This is a genomic window from Niallia nealsonii (assembly GCF_002835805.1).
Taxonomy (GTDB): domain Bacteria; phylum Bacillota; class Bacilli; order Bacillales; family Cytobacillaceae; genus Niallia; species Niallia nealsonii.
Genome location: NZ_PISE01000035.1, coordinates 1 through 20,113, shown reverse-complemented (window position 1 = coordinate 20,113; position 20,113 = coordinate 1). Strand labels below are relative to the sequence as shown.

Below are 20,113 nucleotides of genomic sequence, written 5' to 3'. Positions count from 1 at the left end.
TTACTTTTGTATTAAGTTTCCTTTGCTATCAAACGCTAATCCAGTAACACATATCTCGCTGCTATGATGTTCTTGGTTGTGACATGTTTGACATAAAGCTTCAAGGTTAGTCCAATTTAATGTTATGTTAAAGTCATTTATATTCTGTGGTGTAATATATTCTTTATGGTGGCATATGCTTGCTAGATCACCACACCTTTCACAAATATAATTCATGCTTTGCATATATCCCTTTGAACATTTGCGCCACTTTGTGCCATTATAAAAGGATGCTGCATAATCCTTAGCCATTACATGCCCCTGCCTATCGCCGTTAAGGCTGTTAATAGATTGTTTATGGTGCGTTGTAGTCTGTCCTTGTCCTGCCCTTCTGGGTCATACCATAGCTGTAAGATAAACTTAGTAACAGTCTGTGCTAATGGGTGTACTGGTTCTGTATCCCATGTCCTACCTGTGGTTACTTCCAGATAAGAAGGAATAGATTCTAATAACGGAATAATGATCGTGTCATTGTCTGGACCATCAAGTCTTAATGCATCCCTTGCTTCCTGTATATCAATTAACAATATGATCTCTCCTTTTAAAAAAGGGATACCAGCGTTATCACTGATACCCCCTTAATGTAGTTAGGCTTATGCCCCTGCTGGTGCTGATAGTTTTACAAAAGCTTCACTAACTAATGGCTTAGTATCTGCAATCGCCATAGCTCGATAATCAATAAGCCCACTCTTGAAGCTGCTTTCCCTTGACGTTTCGATCATAACTCCCTGCGGTATGTTATAACCCATATAGTTGAAGTTTCCTAAAATGATTGTGTCATCTGCTAAGTTATCGTCAATGACTACTTCCTTACCTAGAATATAGCCAATGCTTTCATTCTTAGGGTCTGCTATAAAGATCGGTCTGCCGTTAGAATCTACCAAACTATAAACCTTGTTGTATAGTGTAGCGTTACTCATAGCAAATTTTGCTCCTGCTGCATATCCACGTTTTAAGGTTGCTAATGCTTTTGTAAAGTCCGTATATTGGCCTGTAAGGTCTAGGCTGTTGCTTTCATCCCATGTAATGCCTGTGAGTAATCCTGTACCTTGTCCTGCACCTGTACCATTCACTAAAGCGTCTGCAATAGCTTCCATTACACAATTAGTTAATTCATCAATCATGTAGGCTTCAAATGCTTGGACTGTCATTTTCTTAGCTGCTGCTGAAATAGAGAATACTTTAATAATTTCATAGCCTGCAAAGCTTACTGCCGCTGTTTGAAGTTTTTCACTATCTACGACTGCCCCTTCTACGTGCCATTGCGCTTTATTTGTTGGTGTTCCAATCGGTACGCTGATATTTGTTGGAATATTGAAGTTTCTACAATGTGCAATTAAGCCACCCATTGTTCTAGCTTTCTTAATTACTTCATTTAATGTTGTTGTTGGTAATACTGCTGCGCTATTTGTTGTAGTGTTGAAGGCATCTGCTCTACGTTCTGCCTCTTGGAGTTCCATTGCCTTATTAAAAGTTCTTGTTTCAACATCTGTAAGCTTTTGCCCTAATAATGTTTTATAAAATGCGCTGCGGTATTCTGTACTTTCAAAAATGTTTTCTGTTGGTACTGTTTGTTGTTGGTTGAAGTTCATTCCAGTGATTGGATTGAATGTTCCACCTTGATTATGTTGACTGCGTGTTTCTAAATTCTTTTTAGCTTCTTTCAATCCATCTAATTCAATGTTTAAAGCTTCAACGCTTGCGTTTGGGTCACTATCAATAAGATTGCCGATCTCTGCTGCTCTCTTTTCAATATCAGTTAAGGAATGGCCTTTGTAATAATTAAATGCTTCTGCTACTGTTTTAAAATTCATAGTTTATATACCTCACTTTATTTTGTTTTTACTGTAATTACTAATGTTGGTTGTTCTGGTGTACTATCTGCGACAGGGAAATCATCAAATTCAAATTTTGAAATACATAGATCTCGTTCCTCTGCTATTTTTGCAATCTCGTTTAAGAATGCAAGAAGTTCTTTGTTCATTTTAAAAACTCCTTAGTAATATTTGATTTACTTTTATTTTTGCTGCTTGTCGCTCTGGTGCTTTGAGCTTCGCCCATGTGCTTTCAATTGTTGCCCTTGCTTCAATGCTTGTTTGAGGATATGCAGGGAATGGAACGATTGAAACCTCATAAACTTTTTCTATCTTGCTAATGCTTCTAGTGTTTGTCTTTGCGTCAAAGTGGCTGCCGCCTTCTGGTACTTTAAAAGCAAATGACATGCCTGAAAGGTCTTGTCGTTTTACTGCCGTATAAACGCTTTTCCCTTCCTCGGTGTCTGGTAATTCTGCCCTCATTGTTAATCCTGCCGAATCTAACGAAAAGGACATGGTTTTAGGTGTTCTTGCTAGTGGAATTTTATTCATATCATGGTTATACAATAAGCGAATGTCTGATAGGTCTGCCCCATCTAATGCGCCCCTTTGTATAATCTCGATATACTCCCCAAATGGTGCTTTTATGGTGGTAGGCTGATCGTAAACAATCGGTCTACCATTTAAAATAAGGCTGCTTTCCCCTTGTGGGTCGACTGCTCTTAATTCTGCTACTCTAAGCTCTTTCATTCCTTTGTACCTCCTTCATTCAACTGGTACTGATCGGCTTTATCTGCATTGACTACATTCAAGGTTTGCAGTCGTTTGTCGCCGTCCTCTACTGGTGGTAAATTCAATATTTCTAATGCTTGATTAATCGTAAATAACCCTAAAGGAGTCAATTCCTTGATAATGTTTGTTTTGGTTGCATTACTAGCAAATTGCAACCTGTTTGCTTCAAAAATAATGGAATTGCCGAAAGCTTGTTCACGCTCGGTAAAAAGCTTGTCTGTTAGTTCTAGGCTAAATTGAACGGCTAAAGGTTCTAGGACGCTTTCGTAAAATGCTGCCCATTCATCTTCTGTATAAGTGCTATTTACGATTTTTTGACTAATGCCTAAATACTCGTAAATTTTCTTTTTAACCGCCTCTAGCTGCTTGTCATCAATGGCTGTCGGTGTAAGTGTTAATGGGGTATATTCTGCTTTACTGTCAATTACTGCAATTCCGCCATTATTACTTACTGTTAAATAATCGTTTATAAAGGCTTCCTTTTCCTCTTTTAGTTTGTCTGGGCTTAATACTTGGTTATATTTCAAAATACCTCTTATTGTTGCATTAGCTTTTATAGAATTTTCTAACCCTTCATTTTGCGTATGTGCTAGGTCTAAAGCTGGCAATATTGCCGTGTTAGTATCACCTAATAGATCGTTAGAGTTAAAGAAACGCCTTACTATAAAAACCTCTGAAAATGACAATGTAACTTGCTGACCATTAGCGAATAAGAAACGACAATATAAATTACCTAATGTGTCTGTTATATATTCCACGCTTTGCGGGGATAAGGGGTAAATAGCAACTAAATAGCCCTTATCATCCTTCTGTAAATACGCAAAAGCGTTGTTATACAAGTAATAATGTGTTACCAGTTTATAAAGAAGATCATAAGCTGTCATATATGGATTAGGTCTTACTTGTAAAATGCGGTTTAAATAGTGATCTCCTTCTTTACGTTTTTCTGGTGACGTTATAACATGCGTTCCTTTTAGCTTTGCAGCATTTCTCGCTATGCTATCGACTGCCGCCCTGTATATATCACTTTCATAAGCATTTCCGCTAAAAGGTGTAAAGATTGCCGCTCCCCCGTTCATTACGTCCGCTCTTTCTGTCCTTTGTGGCTCTTTTCTGCGATTAAAAATCTTATCGAAAAAACCCGCCATTTACTCACCACCTTTCATCTGTCCACCTTTTCTTTTTGCCTGTTGCTATTTCATATTCTTGGATAAGTTCTACAAGATCGTAATAACTCACTAATACTTCATCTTTGTAACTATTATTTTCTAATTGGTATTTTAATCGTTCCAGTACCTTGTCCAAAATTGGTCAACCCCTTGATATTCGTACATTTATTTGACTTTATTATATCACACTCTCGTTGTTTTTACGTCGTTTTACGTCGGTTTTTTGACATAAAAAATAATTTGCATGATGTTTTCCTTCATTGTTGGTTGCTCTTCTTCTTTTTATTTCAACCATAAAAGGTTACAAGACAAGGTTACAAGGTTACAATTAAAATCTAATCTTTGTAACCCTAATATCCCTTACTCTCCCAAGGGTTTTCCCCTTCATGGTTACAAGGTTACAACTTTTTTATAAAAAATACTGTATATATAGCTTTAGTTTTTTTTATTATTAACATCTTCTTATATGAGTATATAACTAAATACTTGTAACTTTTGTAACCTATTATATTCTATCCCTTGTGGCTCTAAGGCTTAGCAAGGTTACAAGCTATTACTTTTCACTTGTAACCCTTTGTAACCGTTAGACCTCAAACACTTGATACAATAGGCTTTATGAAGGTTACAAGTTTACTAATTTAGAAAATCATTTCCACTCACTTCTTCAAAATCAAAGCCTAATTCCTTAACAATATCCATGTTTACTGGTATCACTCTATATGTTTTTCCTTTGTGCTTTAATGGTTTATAATCAACATAAGAGTTTTTTTCTTGCTTTCCAACTGTTAGTCCACGTTTTAACCATTCTCTACGTGTCGCCTTTTCTTCTACTCCTAAAAACCTTGAAAGATAAGCAGGAATTAAATAAAGCTGACCCTTTTTATATATAGCCTTATGAACTTGCGGTAAATAGTCATAATATATATCTTGTCTGCTGCTGTCTAGATCGGTTAGAATTTCTTCTAAAAATTGCATTGGCTTATCTGTTGACTTATTTTCATTTGCTATATCGTCAAATAAACCTGCTATTGCTTTTAGGTCTATATCAAAGTTCATTTTGTCTTTTAATATACTTCCGGTAAAATGAACTGCTGCATAATATCCAGCTAAACGGTTTAACACTTCATTACCTTTTGCCTTATCCACATAGAATTTTCTAAAATTATGATATTCGGTGATAAGGTCTTTTTTATTCTCTAGCCACACTTTCAAGAAATCTATTCCTATTGCCCCATAATTACTTTCCATTGCTTCATGTAGCTGTATGATGTTCTCATGATCTTTTTTTAACGGTTCATCAATTAAAGGAATTATCCTTGCTGCAGCTCCACCTTGATTTTTAGCATATTCATTTAAAGATACCTCACCTGTACTTAATAAAATATTGTTCCAAGTGTATTCTCTCTGGCTGCCTTTTAAAGACCCTCTACCTTTTGACCGCCCACCGCTAAACTGATAAATAACATCTTTTAATATTCGTTCGTCTGCTTTTCGTGTATCATCCAGTAATAAAGGAAAACTGTTTAAATATGCCGCCTTTCTCTCAATGGATACTTTTGTGGCGTTCCATTCACTAATTAAGCTTTCGTTTCCCCAAACACTTCCAGCCGCTTTTAATGTTGTAGTTTTACCTTGTGAAGTTGTTCCACTTAAATCAACAACAAAAGGTTGTAGACGTAAATCTTTAGTAATGACACTTGCAAAGCTAGAAAGTATAAAGAAAACTGCTTTAGGCTGCTGTTTAACTCGCTCAAACACTTCCTTTTTCCATGTGTCGCCTGTTCCTGCTACTTTAAACCCCTCAAGTAGCTGCTTTTCACCATGATCTATTGCCATAATCTCAACATCTTTAGTTATAGCAGGATGAATAAACGTGTCCTTGATATGACCTAAACGCTCTACTGCATAATGTTGGTCTATGGTATTAATCAATAAATACTGGTCAAAGTAAGTGATAATTTTTTTTACATTATTATCATTAACAGAAAAGCCTTTATCACTTAATTCTAGTAACTCTTTTCTAATAGCAATAGTTGAAGCTGGCACCACTTCTTTAACTGTTCTGTTTTGTTCCCTCCATTCGATTTCGTAAAGAACTTGTGGACGTTCTACATTATGAAATTCTTTTGTTATATAAGGTGTTTTTCTTGATACAAGTTTTGTTATTAAATTTCCGTCCTTGTCCTCCTTCTCTTCAAAAAGAGTAGCATTTGCGCCTACCTTAAAAGGTTTAGGAATAACTTTCTTATCGCTTGTATCATTTACATGAGTTTCAAAGTCTGCAATTTCATTAGTTGATTCATCTTTTCCTTCTTTTACCTTTTTAAAGGCTGATTCGACTTTTTCTTTTATCGTACTAAGGGGGAAATCCTCTTTATATGGTACAAAATATTTATAAGCTAATTGAAGGCTTTCCAGTGCATCTTTTTTACTTACACCGCATGTTAATAGCCTTCTAGACAAGTCGTAAAAATCGCCATCCCTTGACCCACTACCATCATAAGGATAGGACATAGGGGAAGGTGTTTTCTGACCGTTCCACACTTTATAAAGGTAATGTGGCACTTCATCTAATTCGCCCATGCTTTGAGTTAATACATAACGCCCTTTTGTTGTTTCTGTTGGGAAAACTATATAACCTTTTTCGGCTGCTCTTGTATCTTGAGCAATCCCTAAACGATTAACATATTTTTGATATTGCCCTTGTTCGATTGTCTTTTTATCTTCACCTTTAAAAATAAACTGAAATCCGTTAGGAGTTTTTATAGCATGGTGATGAATATTTTCGCCTTCAAGAAGTTCTTTCAATAACTCCCCTTCCTGCGTGTCGTCTACATCTACAAGAAAACGTCCTTTAGGTATCCTTACACCTATCCAGCCGTCTTGATCTATCCAGCCACTTATCTGTTCTTCATTTAGGGAATCACTGTTTTTCCATGAACCTACTGGACTTTTAGCTTTTTGGTAATCTGTATTGCCTTTAGTGTATCCTATAAGCTTTATAACCTTACTGTTAGGTAATAACTCGGTTATCTTTGATGTATAACTGGCTATTTTAGTTTGCATAGTTACTCACCCCCTTATTATTAAATCTGTGAAGTTTATTCTTCTGTATCTGTAAGGTCGTAAAGCGTTCCGATTGCCCAACTTAGGTAGTGTTCTAAAAATTCTTCTCTGCTCGCAATCTCTTGATATTCTCCTACACCGTTTTTTACTGTCATAATAAAAGGCGGTTCTCTTGTTAAAGCATTTTCTAGTACCTCTGCCACTTCTAAAACTGCTTCATTATCTACACACTTAAAACACTCGTTATTCTTAGATAATTGAATAACATTTTCTTTATTAGTATGTAGGGAAGGCAGGTCAACCTCTTTAGTTACGCTAAACATTAACCGATACAATAATCGTTTGCCTGATGATATTTCAAGAAAAAGCTCTTGCTCAATAAGATAAAATTGCAAATTAACATTAGAGCAATTGCCAATAATTTTTTCTAATTCCTTGATTTTTTGATTCATATATTCATGATCTGCTTCACTCATTAAACTATAAGCCTCTGGTCGTGAAAGATTTAATTTCATCTATTAGCAGCTCCCCTTTTCATTTTTTGATAATACTTAATGTCATTATTGGTAGCGTTCATGTTTGAAGTCATATCATCTAAAAATTCATCTACTTCACTTCTTTTAAACAAATATTTGCTACCGACTTTGTAATATTTCAATCCGTTTTTTATTAGGCGATCTTCAATAATTGGTTTACTAATATTTAGATACTCGGATAAATCACTATAAGTTAAGAAGTATTTTTGCTTTGCTAATTCCTCAACTCGTTCATTAATGGCTTTTTCAAGCATGGAATTAACAACTTTATCGTCAATTTGAATGTTAAGCATATTCACCCTCCTTAATAAACGTCGTTTTACGTCGGTTCATTAGTAAAAAAAATATCATTAATAGTAACCCCTGGAAGTTCTTTGTTAACTAGATCGAAAAGGATTTTCATTTCACCATCTTTAAAACTTACTTTTCCTTTTTCTTTATTTCTGTAAGTCCCTTCTGAAATGTTTAATCTTTTCGCCATTTCTTTTTGAGTTAATCCTATCATTTTTCTATAACCAACAATTCTATTCATTCAATACACCTCCTAACATACGTCTGTTTACGTCGGTTTGTAATTTTATATTATCAAACGACTTTTAAAAAAGCAACTAATTTCCGTCGGTTTACGTCGCTTTTTTTTTGTCGGTGTGCTATTATCTTATCAAGGAGGCTAAAAAATGGACGAAAAGAACTTGCAAAAGAAGAAAATAGGCTCAAGGATCAAACTTATACGAAATGAATTAGGGCTAACCATGAAAGAGTTTGGCCAAAAATTCGACCCACCTGCTAGCGATAGTATTGTTTCTCGTTGGGAACGTGGCATAAGCACACCTAATAATGAACGATTAAAAAAAATTGCAGAGTTAGGAAATATTTCAATGCTTTACTTAACGACTGGTAAAAAGGTTCTTTCAGATTTATCCGATGATGAAAAAAAAGCAGCTTTCAAAACTATGAAGGAATCTTTCGAAAAGGCTAAAAACGATCAAGAAGAATATATTAAATTAGAATTCGAACATATCTTAAATAGTGATTTAGACCTTGTTGAAACTACTTATTTGACTAATGTATTGAATTTTTTAAAATACTCCGATAAAGATGATGTAATGATTTTAGCCAGTATCATTCGTATGCTTAATAGTTCTATTGAAGTGAAAACGGATAATTCAATTACTAAAGAAGAATTAAAAGACTTCATTAATGGAGAATTAAAAGATATTGAAAAATTTATAAAAAAACGTTTTTCATTAATAGAGTAGGTGAATAGCAATGGCTCGTATTTACAAAAAGGAAACTAAAAAAGGCATTAGATGGGGCTTTCGTGTTTACATGGGGACTGATCCAGTAACGGGCAAAGATATAAGAAAAAGTAAAGAAGGATTTTTAACACAGAAGGACGCTAAACTTGCAGCAGCTTTATTTGAAAGACAAATCAATGATGGTGAATATATACAGCCCTCTAAAATGGTTTTTGCTGATCTATGTAATGACTGGGAAAGATATTATAGTCAAGATGCTAAAGAAAGTAGCTTAAGAGCTAGGCATATTGCTTTAAAACATATAATAAATGAATATGGACAAACTCCAATTCAAAAAATAAATAAAAAAGCCTATCAAGATGTTATAGATAAGCTGGCTACTCAATTTAGTACAAACTATATTTCCAGTATCCATACTTCTGCAAACATGGTATTTGAGTATGCACATTCTCTTAATTTAATTAAGGAGATACCAACAAAAGGAATTAAACTACCTAAAAAGAAAAAAACTGTTTCAGACCTTGAAAATGACAATTCAATAAATGAAAAGTTTCTCGAAAAGGAAGAATTAGAAGAATTTCTAACAGTAGCAAAAAATGAAGGCTTAGAAGGTGATCTACTAGCTTTTACTATATTAGCTTATACTGGTTTAAGAATTGGGGAAATGGTGGCTTTAAAATGGTCTGATATTGACTTTGACCATTATACACTAAGGGTAATAAAAACTTACTATAACCCTACAAATAACAAGCTAAAATACACATTACTGACACCAAAAACAGAGGGGTCAATACGCACAATAACAATAGACCCTCTTTTAGTTGACCTGCTCCAGCTACACAAACAAGAACAAGATAAGGTGAAGGAAGAAAACAGACCTTTTTATAAAGATAATGATTTTATTTTAGCAACAAATGAGGGTTACCCTAAAACAATAAAACATTTATCCATTAGAATGCAGCGAATACTAAAGAAAACATCTATACAAAAACAAGTAACGCCCCATTCATTTAGACATACTCATACTTCTTTACTAATTGAAGCAAATGTACACATAAAAGAAATACAAGAACGCTTGGGGCATTCAGATATTAACACTACAATGGATATATACGCACATATGACTAAGAACATAAAAAAAGAGGCTTCCAATAAGTTCAGTAACTTAATGAAAGACCTCTCGAAAAATCTTATTAACTAATATCGGTCACTTTTTCGGACACTATACAAGGTGTAAAGACTTATAAACACTGATATAACAAGGTTTTTACACCTATATTACATCATGCCGCCCATTCCACCCATGCCGCCCATATCAGGCATTCCACCTTGACCAGCTGGTTCTGGTTTGTCAGCTACTACTGCTTCTGTTGTTAAGAACATTGCAGCAACTGAACCTGCGTTTTGTAATGCAGAACGAGTAACTTTTGTAGGGTCAACAATTCCTGATTCGATCATGTTTACCCATTGGCCGTTAGCAGCGTTGAATCCTGTGCCAACTGCTTCGTTTTTCAAGCGCTCTACAATAACAGAACCTTCAAGACCTGCGTTGTGTGCGATCTGGCGAACTGGTTCTTCAATTGCACGAAGAACGATGTTAATGCCAGTTGCTTCGTCGCCTTCTGCTTGAATAGCAGCAATTTTATTGTATACGTTTAGAAGTGCAGTACCACCGCCTGCTACAATTCCTTCTTCTACAGCAGCACGAGTTGAGTTTAATGCATCTTCAATGCGTAGTTTGCGTTCTTTTAATTCTGTTTCAGTAGCTGCTCCAACTTTTACTACTGCTACACCGCCTGCAAGTTTAGCAAGACGCTCTTGTAATTTTTCACGGTCAAATTCAGAAGTAGTTTCTTCTAATTGAACACGGATTTGGTTGATGCGTGCAGCGATTTGCTCAGATTCGCCAGAACCTTCTACAATTGTAGTGTTTTCTTTTGTTACCACTACTTTTGCAGCGCGTCCTAATGATTCGATTGTTGCTGATTTAAGATCTAAGCCTAAATCTTCTGTAATTACTTCACCGCCAGTAAGAACAGCAATATCTTCTAGCATTGCTTTGCGGCGATCTCCAAATCCTGGTGCTTTAACAGCAACTGCGTTGAAAGTACCGCGAAGTTTGTTCATGATTAATGTAGCATTTGCTTCTCCTTCTACATCTTCAGCAACAATTAATAATGGTTTGCTTTGTTGAACCACTTGCTCTAATACAGGCAAGATTTCTTGAATGTTAGAAATCTTTTTGTCTGTAATTAAGATGTATGGATTTTCAAGAACTGCTTCCATTTTATCTGAATCTGTCACCATATAAGGAGATACATATCCACGATCGAATTGCATACCTTCTACTACATCTAGTTCTGTTGTAAAACCTTTAGATTCCTCGATAGTGATAACACCGTCGTTTCCAACACGTTCCATTGCTTCTGCAATTAGTTTACCTACTTCTTCGTCAGCAGCAGAAATTGCAGCAACTTGTGCAATAGATTCTTTGCTTTCGATTGGTTTAGAAATTGCTTTCAGCTCTGCAATTGCTGTTACAATCGCTTTGTCCATCCCTTTGCGGATACCCATTGGATTAGCTCCAGCAGTTACGTTTTTTAATCCTTCACGGATCATCGCTTGTGCTAATACAGTTGCAGTTGTTGTACCGTCCCCAGCAACATCGTTTGTTTTGCTTGCAACTTCAGCAACTAATTTTGCACCCATGTTTTCAAATGCATCTTCTAGCTCGATTTCTTTTGCGATTGTAACACCATCATTTGTGATAAGTGGTGAACCAAATTTCTTTTCTAATACTACATTGCGTCCTTTTGGTCCAAGTGTTACTTTAACAGCATCTGCAAGAGCGTCAACTCCACGCAGCATTGCACGGCGAGCTTCTTCACTAAATTTAATATCTTTTGCCATTTTGTAAAACCTCCTCAAATTGATGGTTAATTTATCTATTTCATTTGGTTAATTTGTTTTATATGATTAAAATAGTAGATTATTCTGCGATTGCTAAAATATCACTTTCACGAAGGATTAAATATTCTTTTCCTTCATATTTCACTTCTGTACCAGAATATTTTGAGAAGATGATGCGGTCATCAACAGATACTTCAAGAGCAACGCGCTCACCATTATCTAAAACACGACCACTACCTACAGCTACCACTTTACCTTCTTGAGGTTTTTCCTTAGCAGAATCTGGTAATACGATACCACTTGCAGTTTTTTCTTCAGTTTCAACTAATTCAATAATTAAACGATCTCCTAACGGCTTTAACAAGTGAAACAACCTCCTCAAATAATATGTAATTTAATAATTATTTATTAGCACTCAGTCGACTCGAGTGCTAACACAAGTATTATATTAATTAATCTTTTATTATTTTGCAAGAGACAAGCATTATTTTTTACATTTTTTTAATACTTTTTTATTCCTAAAAAGTATTAACACTTCCACTAATTTTATACATTTCGCGTTTTTTAGTAGCTTCTATTTGAAAGATGGCAGCATTTATTAGTAAAATAGTAAGTATGGGCACTTTTTTATTGAAAATCTCTTTTATGATTTAGGGATTCTAAAAGCTTTCTAGTTATTATAGAACCAGGAAATTGCTTTCATAACGAAAGCAATACTACAATTGGTCTATTAGTGCCATTTTTGTCTCCCTCTAGAATACCTTTAGTATAACAAGTGAAAGTTTGTGGAAACTTGCCCCTTTAAAGTGATAAATGAAAACCTGATAATAAAAGGAGCTTTGTGCATTGAAAAAAGAATATTGGATTATTTTAACCACTTATATTGCGATGCAATTTTCTTCCATTATAGGCATCCCTCTTCTTTATTTGCTTGGCTCATTTTTCGGCTTCCAGCAAGAAGAGATGAGGTTTTCTGCTGTTGTTATTTGGCTAATATTAAGTTTTGCCGCGACCCTGATAATAGTCTTACTATTATTGCGTCATGAATTCAAAAATCCTGTGCGAAATAACCAAGCAAATTTAAGCACCTCTATCTCCTGGGCAGTAGGAGGCATTTTCTTATCCTTATTTGCTCAAAGTGCTGCTGGCATGATTGAGAGTTTATTTGGGGTTACGCAAGGATCCGAAAATACAGAAAGACTAATGACTTTTGTAGAACGCTCTCCCATTGTTATTCTTGTGATTAGCATAATTGGGCCAATATTAGAAGAAGTAGTTTTTCGTAAAATAATCTTCGGAACATTATATAAACGTTTAAATTTCTTTTTATCTGCTTTAATAAGCTCCATCCTATTTGCACTAGCGCATAATGAATTTTCCCATATTCTTTTGTATGCAAGCATGGGCTTTACATTTGCCTATCTGTATGTGAAAACAAAAAGAATTTTAGTGCCGATATTTGCACACGTATCCATGAACACACTGGTTGTTGTCATCCAATTAAATCAAGATACTATACAAAAATGGATGGAGCAGTCTAATCAGATTACAAAATTTATTGGAGGATTTTAGATGAAGCAATCTGCTTTATTTTCCGGCTTTTTATATATTCTTTTGGGAATTGTGTTTACATACTTTGCCATTGAGAATATACAAACAAATCAGGGCTGGGGATTTTTCACCTATATTCTAGTTATACTTGCAACCTTCGATATAGGTTCAGGCATTCGACTTATCGCTTTTCATTTTTTTATTAAAAAGTCAGCTAATAAGAATAAAAAGAAATAGAAAAAGCGCAAGTATAAGAACGTTTTCTCTTCTTACTTGCGCTTTTTTATTTTCACTCTTCTTCCTCTTCCACATTTGGATAATGCTTTAAAAAGTAGACAAGCGATTGCAATTCTACTGCTAAGTCAATATGATGGATACGAACACTTGGGGGTACACTTAACCTCGCAGGTGTAAAATTTAAAATCCCTTTTATTGAACTTTCCACCAATCGATCTGTAATTGTTTGGGCAACATTTGCAGGAACAGTTAAAATCGCTACTTGAATATCATTTTCCTTAATGATTTTTTCTAAATTATCCATATGATAAATGGTTACATCACTAATATTTTCCTTGATTTTTGCTTCGTCCACATCAAATGCCACTTCAATTTTTGTGTTGTTGTTTTTCAGAAAGTTATACTTTAAAAAAGCAACACCCAAATTACCTACACCAATCAAAGCCACTTTTGTTAATTCATCTTGATCTAATGTCTTTCGGAAAAAGGACAGTAAATAATTCACATTATATCCATATCCCTTTTTTCCCAGCGCTCCAAAATAAGAGAAATCTCTTCTAATTGTCGCAGAGTCTACTTTAACAGCCTCACTCAACTCCGCTGATGAAACTCGCTGTTTACCGGCAGAATGCAAATTCTTTAAAAATCGATAATACAAAGGCAGCCGTTTTGCTGTTGCCTGCGGAATCTTCATTACCTCATTATTCATGTTTATCCCCTACCCGTAATTTTTAAAAAAACATTTTATTTTTTAAATCTACAACTAAAACAGCTAACTGGATGTTATCTTCTATAATCCCCATTTTTGCCGCCAGTTTTTTCTACTAAATAAGTTGGTCCAATAACCATTCCTTTATCTACACTTTTGCACATGTCATAGATGGTTAAGGCTGTCGCAGCGGCTGCTGTTAATGCCTCCATTTCTACCCCCGTACTGCCAATAGTTTTCACTTGTACAGTAATCCCCACTTCATAATTCTCATGGCTCTTTTCCCATTTAAACGAAATATCTACTCCACTTAAATGAATAGGATGACACATTGGAATTAAATCAGACGTTTTTTTAGCTGCCATAATACCTGCTACTTGCGCAACTCCCAAAACGTCTCCCTTTTTCATTTCCTGCATCGTTATTTTCTTATATATTTCAGAATTTACTTTAACGCTTGTTTTTGCAATTGCTGTCCGAACCGTTTCACGCTTGTCGCTTATATCTACCATATTCGCTCTGCCATCTTTATTAAAGTGCGTAAATTCACTCATTATAAACACCTCTATGCAAAATCATACACTATTTTTTGCCTAATGTGTATGTATATTCTTTATTCTAATTATACTCTAAAGCATATACACCCGTAATGACAAAAGTGGTGACCAATCAATGTCATATGCACTTTATTGCAGTTTTCCTCTCTTTTGAGTTACACTTATGGTACATATTTCCCTGAGGTGAAGCAAAAATGATACTTTTACAAGTAAATCAGCTATCCAAGTATTTTGGAGCTGATCTTATCTTATCCAATATAAAATTAGAAGTTCAAACACAGGATAGAATTGCCCTTGTAGGCAGAAATGGTGCAGGAAAATCCACCCTATTAAAAATGATTGCAGGTCACTTATCTTATGATTCTGGAGAAATCATTAAGCCTAAAACAATCGAAATCGGCTATCTTGCTCAAAATACTGGATTAGCATCCACGCTTTCGATTTGGGATGAAATGCTTACTGTATTTAAAAATCTGCAAAAACAAGAAGTAGAACTACGCAAGTTAGAGCACTTAATGTCTGATTCAGCAACAATAGCCGAACCAAGCAAATTTGAAAAAATACTGAAAGAGTACGATCGCCTACAGTTTAACTTTAAAGAAGATGGGGGATATCAATACGAAGCAGATATTAGATCCGTTCTCCATGGCTTAAACTTTAGTTCCTTTAATTACAACACAAAAATTTCCAGTTTAAGTGGTGGGCAAAAAACACGACTTGCTCTCGCAAAATTATTGCTGACAACACCTGATATTCTAATACTCGACGAACCAACAAACCATTTAGACATTGAAACATTATCATGGCTAGAACAATATTTGCAAGGCTATAATGGTGCTGTTTTAATTGTATCCCATGACCGCTACTTTTTAGATAAAGTTGTAACACAGGTCTATGAAATATCACGTCATCATATTCAGCGCTTTACTGGCAACTATAGCAATTATCTTAAACAAAAAGCAGAAAATTACGAGCACGATATGAAATTATTTGAAAAACAGCAAGATGAAATAGCAAAATTAGAATCTTTTATTCAAAAAAATCTGGCTCGAGCTTCTACTACTAAACGAGCACAAAGCCGACGAAAAAAACTAGATCGGATGGACAGGCTAGATAGACCTGATGGAGACGAAAAATCAGCTAACTTTGGTTTCAATATTGCAAAGCAAACAGGAAATGATGTACTGCAAATCAAAGATGTAACCATTGGCTATGATGAAAAAATTGTTTCAGAAAATATTAATTTTTATATCAATAGAGGAGACAGCATCGCTTTAGTTGGACCAAATGGTGTCGGTAAATCTACTCTTTTAAAAACTATTATTAAAAAAATTCCAAATTTCACTGGTTCTATATCTTTTGGATCTAATGTGATGATTGGCTATTATGACCAAGAACAAGCAGAACTTTCTTCTAATAAACGAGTGTTAAATGAATTATGGGACGACTTTCCTTTAAAAAATGAAAAAGAAATCCGAACAGTACTAGGAAATTTTTTATTTTCTGGAGATGATGTACTAAAAACCGTTAACTCTCTTAGCGGTGGAGAAAAGGCTAGGCTTGCTCTTGCGAAATTAATGATGGAACAATCTAATGTCTTAATTCTAGATGAGCCAACAAACCACCTTGATTTAGATAGTAAAGAAGTGTTGGAAAACGCTCTAATCGATTATCCAGGAACAATCCTTTTTGTTTCCCATGACCGCTATTTCATTAATCGTATTGCTACAAAAGTAATCGAATTGCAAAGGGGAGGTTCTACTGAATTTCTAGGTGATTACGACTATTATGTAGAAAAAAAATTAGAACAAGAAGAATTATTGCGACTTGCTAAAATGAATGCTGATAATAAAGCCACAGCAGCAGACACAGATAAAAGCAATTATCAACTAGATAAAGAAGCAAAAAAAGTAGAACGACAGCGACTAAGACGCATTGAAGAAATTGAAAAGTTTATTGAAGACTTAGAACAAAAAGTTGCAAAGCAAGAAGAATTATTATGTGATCCAGAGGTATTTCAGGATCATGAAAAGGTTTATTCCTTAAATAATGAAATCCAATCCTTTAAAAATCAAATAGATGAATTAATGGAAGAATGGACACAATTATCAGATAATTAGATAAAAAACCGGATATCCATGTATCCGGTTTTTTTCCACAATATTATCCACAATACAACAGTGATAACACTAGCTTTCCACATATTTATACACATTATCCACAATAGACTTGTTAATTATTCACAATATCCACAGTTTTCTAACTTTTCTCGCTTTTTATCCACAGGACAAATAATTTCTTATAGATTTTTTCTTTTGTCGCACACAATGTTATCAACAATTTTTATGTTTATAATTTTCTAAAGTATAAATAATCCCTATTCACACTACAGGGATTATTTATACGAAACTCATTATTAATTATGGATTGTTATATCAAGCCCAGGATTACCGTTTAAGTTAAAACTTGATCTTTGGCCTTTTTGATAAAAAACAGTACCTGCTGCTGCAATCATTGCTGCATTATCTGTACAAAGTGACAGAGGAGGAACCGTTAATTTTACTGTAGGCAATTGTTGGAATGCATTTTCTAACCCTGTTCTAAGTCCTTTATTGGCAGCAACACCTCCAGCCAATAGCACTTGTTGGACACCATACTCTTTTGCAGCCTTTATCGTTTTAGTCACTAGCACTTCTACAACACTCGCTTGAAAACTTGCAGCTAAATCTTCTGGCTTAATCATTTCACCTCGTTGCTCAGCATTATGCACAGTGTTGATAACTGCAGATTTTAATCCGCTAAAACTAAAATCATAACTATTTTCCAGCCATGCACGAGGAAGTTTAATAGTAGGTGAACCTACTTGAGCCAATCGATCAATATGTGGACCGCCCGGATAAGGCATATTTAATGTTCTTGCTACTTTATCATAAGCTTCTCCTGCCGCATCATCTCTTGTTTCTCCTATAACTTCAAAATGACCGTGTTCTTTCATATATACTAGCTCTGTGTGTCCACCTGAAACAACCAAAGCTAATAAAGGGAATTCTAATTTATCCACAAGTTGATTTGCATATATATGCCCTGCTATATGATGTACACCTATTATGGGGATATCATGTGCAAAACTAACTGCTTTTGCTGCATTAACACCTATCAATAACGCCCCGACAAGTCCTGGTCCTTCTGTTACTGCAATTGCATCAATATCCTCATAAGTAATTTTAGCGTGCTGTAATGCTTCTTCTATTACTAGAGTAATTTGTTCCACATGATGTCTAGAAGCTATTTCAGGCACTACTCCCCCAAATCGTTTATGGCTTTCTATTTGTGAAGCAACTACGTTTGAAAGGATTTCTGTGCCATTTTTCACTATAGATACTGCTGTTTCATCACAGCTTGTTTCAATTCCTAATATGATTAAGTTATTTTCCATTATATTTTCACCCACATTACTAATGCATCTTCTTGATTATCTGTATAATACCTTTTTCTAATGGCTCCATCCTGGAAACCTAATTTTCTATATAAGTTTTGTGCGATAATATTCGAGACTCTTACTTCTAATGTCATTGTATTAGCTCCTCGGTTTTTCGCTTCCTGCATAATTTTTCTTAGCAAGTTCTCCCCTAATTTATATCCTCTAAATTGTGGAAGTATCGCAATATTGGTAATATGGGCTTCATCCACTACAATCCATACACCACAATATCCTACCAAATGTTCTTCATGTTCAATAACTACATATGTAGCGAAACGGTTTTGTGTCAATTCATTATAAAATGCTTCTTTACTCCAAGGAGTAGGAAAAGAGATGGATTCTATAGTATAAACTTCCTCAATATCTTTAACCGTCATATAACGAAAATCATACTTCTCCATTATGCCTGTTCGTCCTTTTTTCCCTTATTTGCTTTTAACCAATTTGCCTCTGCCTCTGCTAATCGAATATAATTCGGTGTAAAGCTGTGGATATCTTGCCCTTCTTTTTCAGACCCTAAAGCAGCTAAAACAGATGGTCTTGGATTTTGATCCGCCACATGCGCAAATTGTGCTTGTTCACAAAGAGCAGTAGCAATAACTTCTTGGTGTAAAGAGACATCATTGCCAACAAACAGAATTTTTTCTTTTTTTTCTTTTAACTGCTCTACCCAATCTGTGGTTAAAATTAGCTGGTCTTTTTTTAATGGAGTAGAAGAGTTATTTGAAAATCTATACAAACCTGTATACACTTGTCCCCTTCTTGCATCAAAAATAGGGGATACAGATCCATCATAATAACGACCCACTGATGCAGCAAGAACTTCTAAGCTTGATATCCCGACCAATGGTATTTGTAATGTCCATGCAAGTGTTTTAGCAATCGTAACACCAATTCTTACGCCAGTATAAGAACCTGGACCATTTGCAACAACTATTTTTGTTAAATCCTTTGGCTTTACATCACAATCTCGCATTAACTGTTCAATTGCTGGCATAGCTCGTACTGAATGATTTTTTTTTAAATTTGTTACATATTCACCAATTATTTTATCGTTATCTAATATAGAAATTCCTAAAACAAAATTAGATGTGTCTATCGCAAGTACTTTCATTAAAATAGCTCCTTACATATTTGCATATATCTTGCACCCTTTGGTTCAAAAATAATTTTTCTCGTGTTTTCTTGTTCATATAATAAACTAATTTTCAAATAATCCTGAGGCAGCTGGTCTTGTATTAAATGTGCCCATTCAACTACACAAACACCATTTCCTTCAAAATATTCATCGAATCCTAAATCTTCAAATGAGTCTTTGACCCGATATACATCCATATGGTATAAAGGCAGGCGACCGTTGTATTCTTTTATAATGGTAAAGGTAGGACTGTTTACCGTTCTGTTGATATGCAATCCTTTAGCCAGCCCTTTTGTAAAAGTAGTTTTTCCTGCTCCCAAATCTCCTTCTAATGTGATGACATCACCACTATCTAATAAGGTTGCTAACTTTTCTGCTATTATTTGCGTGTCTTCAGCATTTTTTGCAAGCCATTCATATTTATCCATATAATCACCTTATGTTTTCTATTTTTATCTTATCTTTTATTATACTCAATTCGTCTGCTGGTCTAAAGCATGTAATCTTTTTTATGGATTATTCGCTAGATAATACAGGAAGAATTCTTGTTCCGTCATTCTTATATACCATAATTTATACTGTCTATTCTTATTATTTTGTTTTAGCTTAGTTTGATACTTTCTTCTTAAGTTACAGTGAGATTTTTTATGTTAGTTTTATGTTTTAGAAAGAATATTTTAGTTTTTATACAATAAAAAATCCTTAGGATCAAAACCTAAGGATTTTTTATTGTATGGTTATTTATTGCGGGGACAGGATTTGAACCTGCGACCTTCGGGTTATGAGCCCGACGAGCTACCAGACTGCTCCACCCCGCGACGATATAAAAATAATTTGCCTGGCGACGTCCTACTC

The 20,113-nt window shown here is 34.8% G+C and carries 24 protein-coding genes and 1 tRNA gene; 5 read left to right on the top strand and 20 right to left on the bottom strand.

All coding sequences use genetic code 11. The features are described from left to right. The 11 genes from CWS01_RS15610 to CWS01_RS15570 form a co-directional block, all read right to left on the bottom strand. Positions 1-291 (bottom strand): HNH endonuclease, encoded by a 291-nt coding sequence (locus CWS01_RS15610; protein WP_101178121.1) that lies wholly within the window; start codon positions 289-291, stop codon positions 1-3. Next, positions 291-566, bottom strand: a complete 276-nt coding sequence (locus tag CWS01_RS15605) for a head-tail connector protein (RefSeq protein WP_101178120.1) — start codon at positions 564-566, stop codon at positions 291-293. The genes CWS01_RS15610 and CWS01_RS15605 overlap by 1 nt, the downstream gene beginning before the upstream one ends. 66 nt (positions 567-632) lie before the next feature. Beyond that, positions 633-1,853, bottom strand: a complete 1,221-nt coding sequence (locus CWS01_RS15600; protein WP_101178119.1) for a phage major capsid protein — start codon at positions 1,851-1,853, stop codon at positions 633-635. A gap of 17 nt (positions 1,854-1,870) precedes the next feature. After that, positions 1,871-2,023: a hypothetical protein gene (locus CWS01_RS22460; protein WP_157827676.1), complete on the bottom strand. Its 153-nt coding sequence runs from the start codon at positions 2,021-2,023 to the stop codon at positions 1,871-1,873. Position 2,024: 1 nt separating this feature from the next. Continuing rightward, entirely contained in the window at positions 2,025-2,603 is a 579-nt protein-coding gene (locus tag CWS01_RS15595; protein WP_101178118.1) for an HK97 family phage prohead protease, read from the bottom strand. Beyond that, positions 2,600-3,793: a phage portal protein gene (locus CWS01_RS15590; RefSeq protein ID WP_101178117.1), complete on the bottom strand. Its 1,194-nt coding sequence runs from the start codon at positions 3,791-3,793 to the stop codon at positions 2,600-2,602. The genes CWS01_RS15595 and CWS01_RS15590 overlap by 4 nt, the downstream gene beginning before the upstream one ends. Positions 3,794-3,797: 4 nt before the next feature. Beyond that, positions 3,798-3,950, bottom strand: coding sequence for a hypothetical protein (locus CWS01_RS22715; RefSeq protein WP_168714412.1), 153 nt, complete (start codon positions 3,948-3,950; stop codon positions 3,798-3,800). Positions 3,951-4,447: 497 nt separating this feature from the next. Then, positions 4,448-6,880 (bottom strand): DUF927 domain-containing protein, encoded by a 2,433-nt coding sequence (locus CWS01_RS15585; protein WP_101178116.1) that lies wholly within the window; start codon positions 6,878-6,880, stop codon positions 4,448-4,450. 35 nt (positions 6,881-6,915) lie between these two features. Then, on the bottom strand, positions 6,916-7,395 hold the full coding sequence (locus CWS01_RS15580; protein ID WP_101178115.1) for a hypothetical protein: 480 nt from the start codon (positions 7,393-7,395) through the stop codon (positions 6,916-6,918). Continuing rightward, positions 7,392-7,709, bottom strand: coding sequence for an excisionase family DNA-binding protein (locus tag CWS01_RS15575; RefSeq protein WP_101178114.1), 318 nt, complete (start codon positions 7,707-7,709; stop codon positions 7,392-7,394). The genes CWS01_RS15580 and CWS01_RS15575 overlap by 4 nt, the downstream gene beginning before the upstream one ends. Before the next feature lie 26 nt (positions 7,710-7,735). Beyond that, positions 7,736-7,948, bottom strand: a complete 213-nt coding sequence (locus CWS01_RS15570) for a helix-turn-helix transcriptional regulator (RefSeq protein ID WP_101178113.1) — start codon at positions 7,946-7,948, stop codon at positions 7,736-7,738. 145 nt (positions 7,949-8,093) lie between these two features. Here CWS01_RS15570 and CWS01_RS15565 point away from each other — a divergent pair, with 145 nt between their 5' ends. Both CWS01_RS15565 and CWS01_RS15560 read left to right on the top strand, forming a co-directional pair. Next, positions 8,094-8,675 (top strand): helix-turn-helix domain-containing protein, encoded by a 582-nt coding sequence (locus CWS01_RS15565; protein ID WP_101178112.1) that lies wholly within the window; start codon positions 8,094-8,096, stop codon positions 8,673-8,675. A gap of 10 nt (positions 8,676-8,685) precedes the next feature. Next, entirely contained in the window at positions 8,686-9,876 is a 1,191-nt protein-coding gene (locus CWS01_RS15560; RefSeq protein ID WP_101178111.1) for a site-specific integrase, read from the top strand. A 77-nt stretch (positions 9,877-9,953) separates the two neighbouring features. On the opposite strand, the gene groL is transcribed toward CWS01_RS15560, so the two are convergent. Both groL and groES read right to left on the bottom strand, forming a co-directional pair. Then, positions 9,954-11,585: a chaperonin GroEL gene (gene groL / locus CWS01_RS15555; RefSeq protein WP_101178110.1), complete on the bottom strand. Its 1,632-nt coding sequence runs from the start codon at positions 11,583-11,585 to the stop codon at positions 9,954-9,956. 79 nt (positions 11,586-11,664) lie between these two features. Continuing rightward, positions 11,665-11,949, bottom strand: coding sequence for a co-chaperone GroES (gene groES / locus CWS01_RS15550; protein WP_101178109.1), 285 nt, complete (start codon positions 11,947-11,949; stop codon positions 11,665-11,667). 482 nt (positions 11,950-12,431) lie between these two features. Here groES and CWS01_RS15545 point away from each other — a divergent pair, with 482 nt between their 5' ends. Both CWS01_RS15545 and CWS01_RS15540 read left to right on the top strand, forming a co-directional pair. After that, positions 12,432-13,157 carry a CPBP family intramembrane glutamic endopeptidase gene (locus CWS01_RS15545; RefSeq protein ID WP_101178108.1) on the top strand — a complete coding sequence of 242 codons (726 nt, stop codon included), beginning with the start codon at positions 12,432-12,434 and terminating at the stop codon, positions 13,155-13,157. Beyond that, entirely contained in the window at positions 13,158-13,373 is a 216-nt protein-coding gene (locus CWS01_RS15540) for a DUF4305 domain-containing protein (RefSeq protein ID WP_101178107.1), read from the top strand. It abuts the gene before it with no gap. A 52-nt stretch (positions 13,374-13,425) separates the two neighbouring features. Here the strand turns inward: CWS01_RS15540 and CWS01_RS15535 are convergent, their stop codons facing one another. Together CWS01_RS15535 and moaC are read right to left on the bottom strand one after the other, a co-directional pair. Continuing rightward, complete coding sequence (locus CWS01_RS15535) at positions 13,426-14,082, bottom strand: redox-sensing transcriptional repressor Rex (RefSeq protein WP_101178106.1); 657 nt, start codon at positions 14,080-14,082, stop codon at positions 13,426-13,428. A 74-nt stretch (positions 14,083-14,156) separates the two neighbouring features. Further along, complete coding sequence (gene moaC / locus CWS01_RS15530; RefSeq protein ID WP_101178105.1) at positions 14,157-14,636, bottom strand: cyclic pyranopterin monophosphate synthase MoaC; 480 nt, start codon at positions 14,634-14,636, stop codon at positions 14,157-14,159. A gap of 197 nt (positions 14,637-14,833) precedes the next feature. Between moaC and CWS01_RS15525 the strand changes: the two genes are divergently transcribed. Further along, a complete protein-coding gene (locus CWS01_RS15525) occupies positions 14,834-16,759 on the top strand; it encodes an ABC-F family ATP-binding cassette domain-containing protein (protein WP_101178104.1) in 1,926 nt (641 codons plus the stop codon). A 296-nt stretch (positions 16,760-17,055) separates the two neighbouring features. Here the strand turns inward: CWS01_RS15525 and tsaD are convergent, their stop codons facing one another. From tsaD to CWS01_RS15500, 5 genes are all read right to left on the bottom strand, one after another. Further along, a complete protein-coding gene (gene tsaD / locus CWS01_RS15520) occupies positions 17,056-18,075 on the bottom strand; it encodes a tRNA (adenosine(37)-N6)-threonylcarbamoyltransferase complex transferase subunit TsaD (protein WP_101178103.1) in 1,020 nt (339 codons plus the stop codon). Then, the gene (gene rimI, locus CWS01_RS15515) at positions 18,075-18,521 is read right to left on the bottom strand and encodes a ribosomal protein S18-alanine N-acetyltransferase (protein ID WP_101178102.1); all 447 of its coding nucleotides are present in this window, start codon (positions 18,519-18,521) and stop codon (positions 18,075-18,077) included. The genes tsaD and rimI overlap by 1 nt, the downstream gene beginning before the upstream one ends. Further along, positions 18,521-19,234: a tRNA (adenosine(37)-N6)-threonylcarbamoyltransferase complex dimerization subunit type 1 TsaB gene (gene tsaB, locus CWS01_RS15510; RefSeq protein ID WP_101178101.1), complete on the bottom strand. Its 714-nt coding sequence runs from the start codon at positions 19,232-19,234 to the stop codon at positions 18,521-18,523. The genes rimI and tsaB overlap by 1 nt, the downstream gene beginning before the upstream one ends. Next, positions 19,234-19,686 (bottom strand): tRNA (adenosine(37)-N6)-threonylcarbamoyltransferase complex ATPase subunit type 1 TsaE, encoded by a 453-nt coding sequence (gene tsaE / locus CWS01_RS15505; RefSeq protein WP_101178100.1) that lies wholly within the window; start codon positions 19,684-19,686, stop codon positions 19,234-19,236. Before tsaE ends, tsaB begins: the two co-directional genes overlap by 1 nt. 316 nt (positions 19,687-20,002) lie before the next feature. Beyond that, positions 20,003-20,076, bottom strand: a tRNA-Met gene (locus CWS01_RS15500). Between the last annotated feature and the right edge of the window lie 37 nt (positions 20,077-20,113).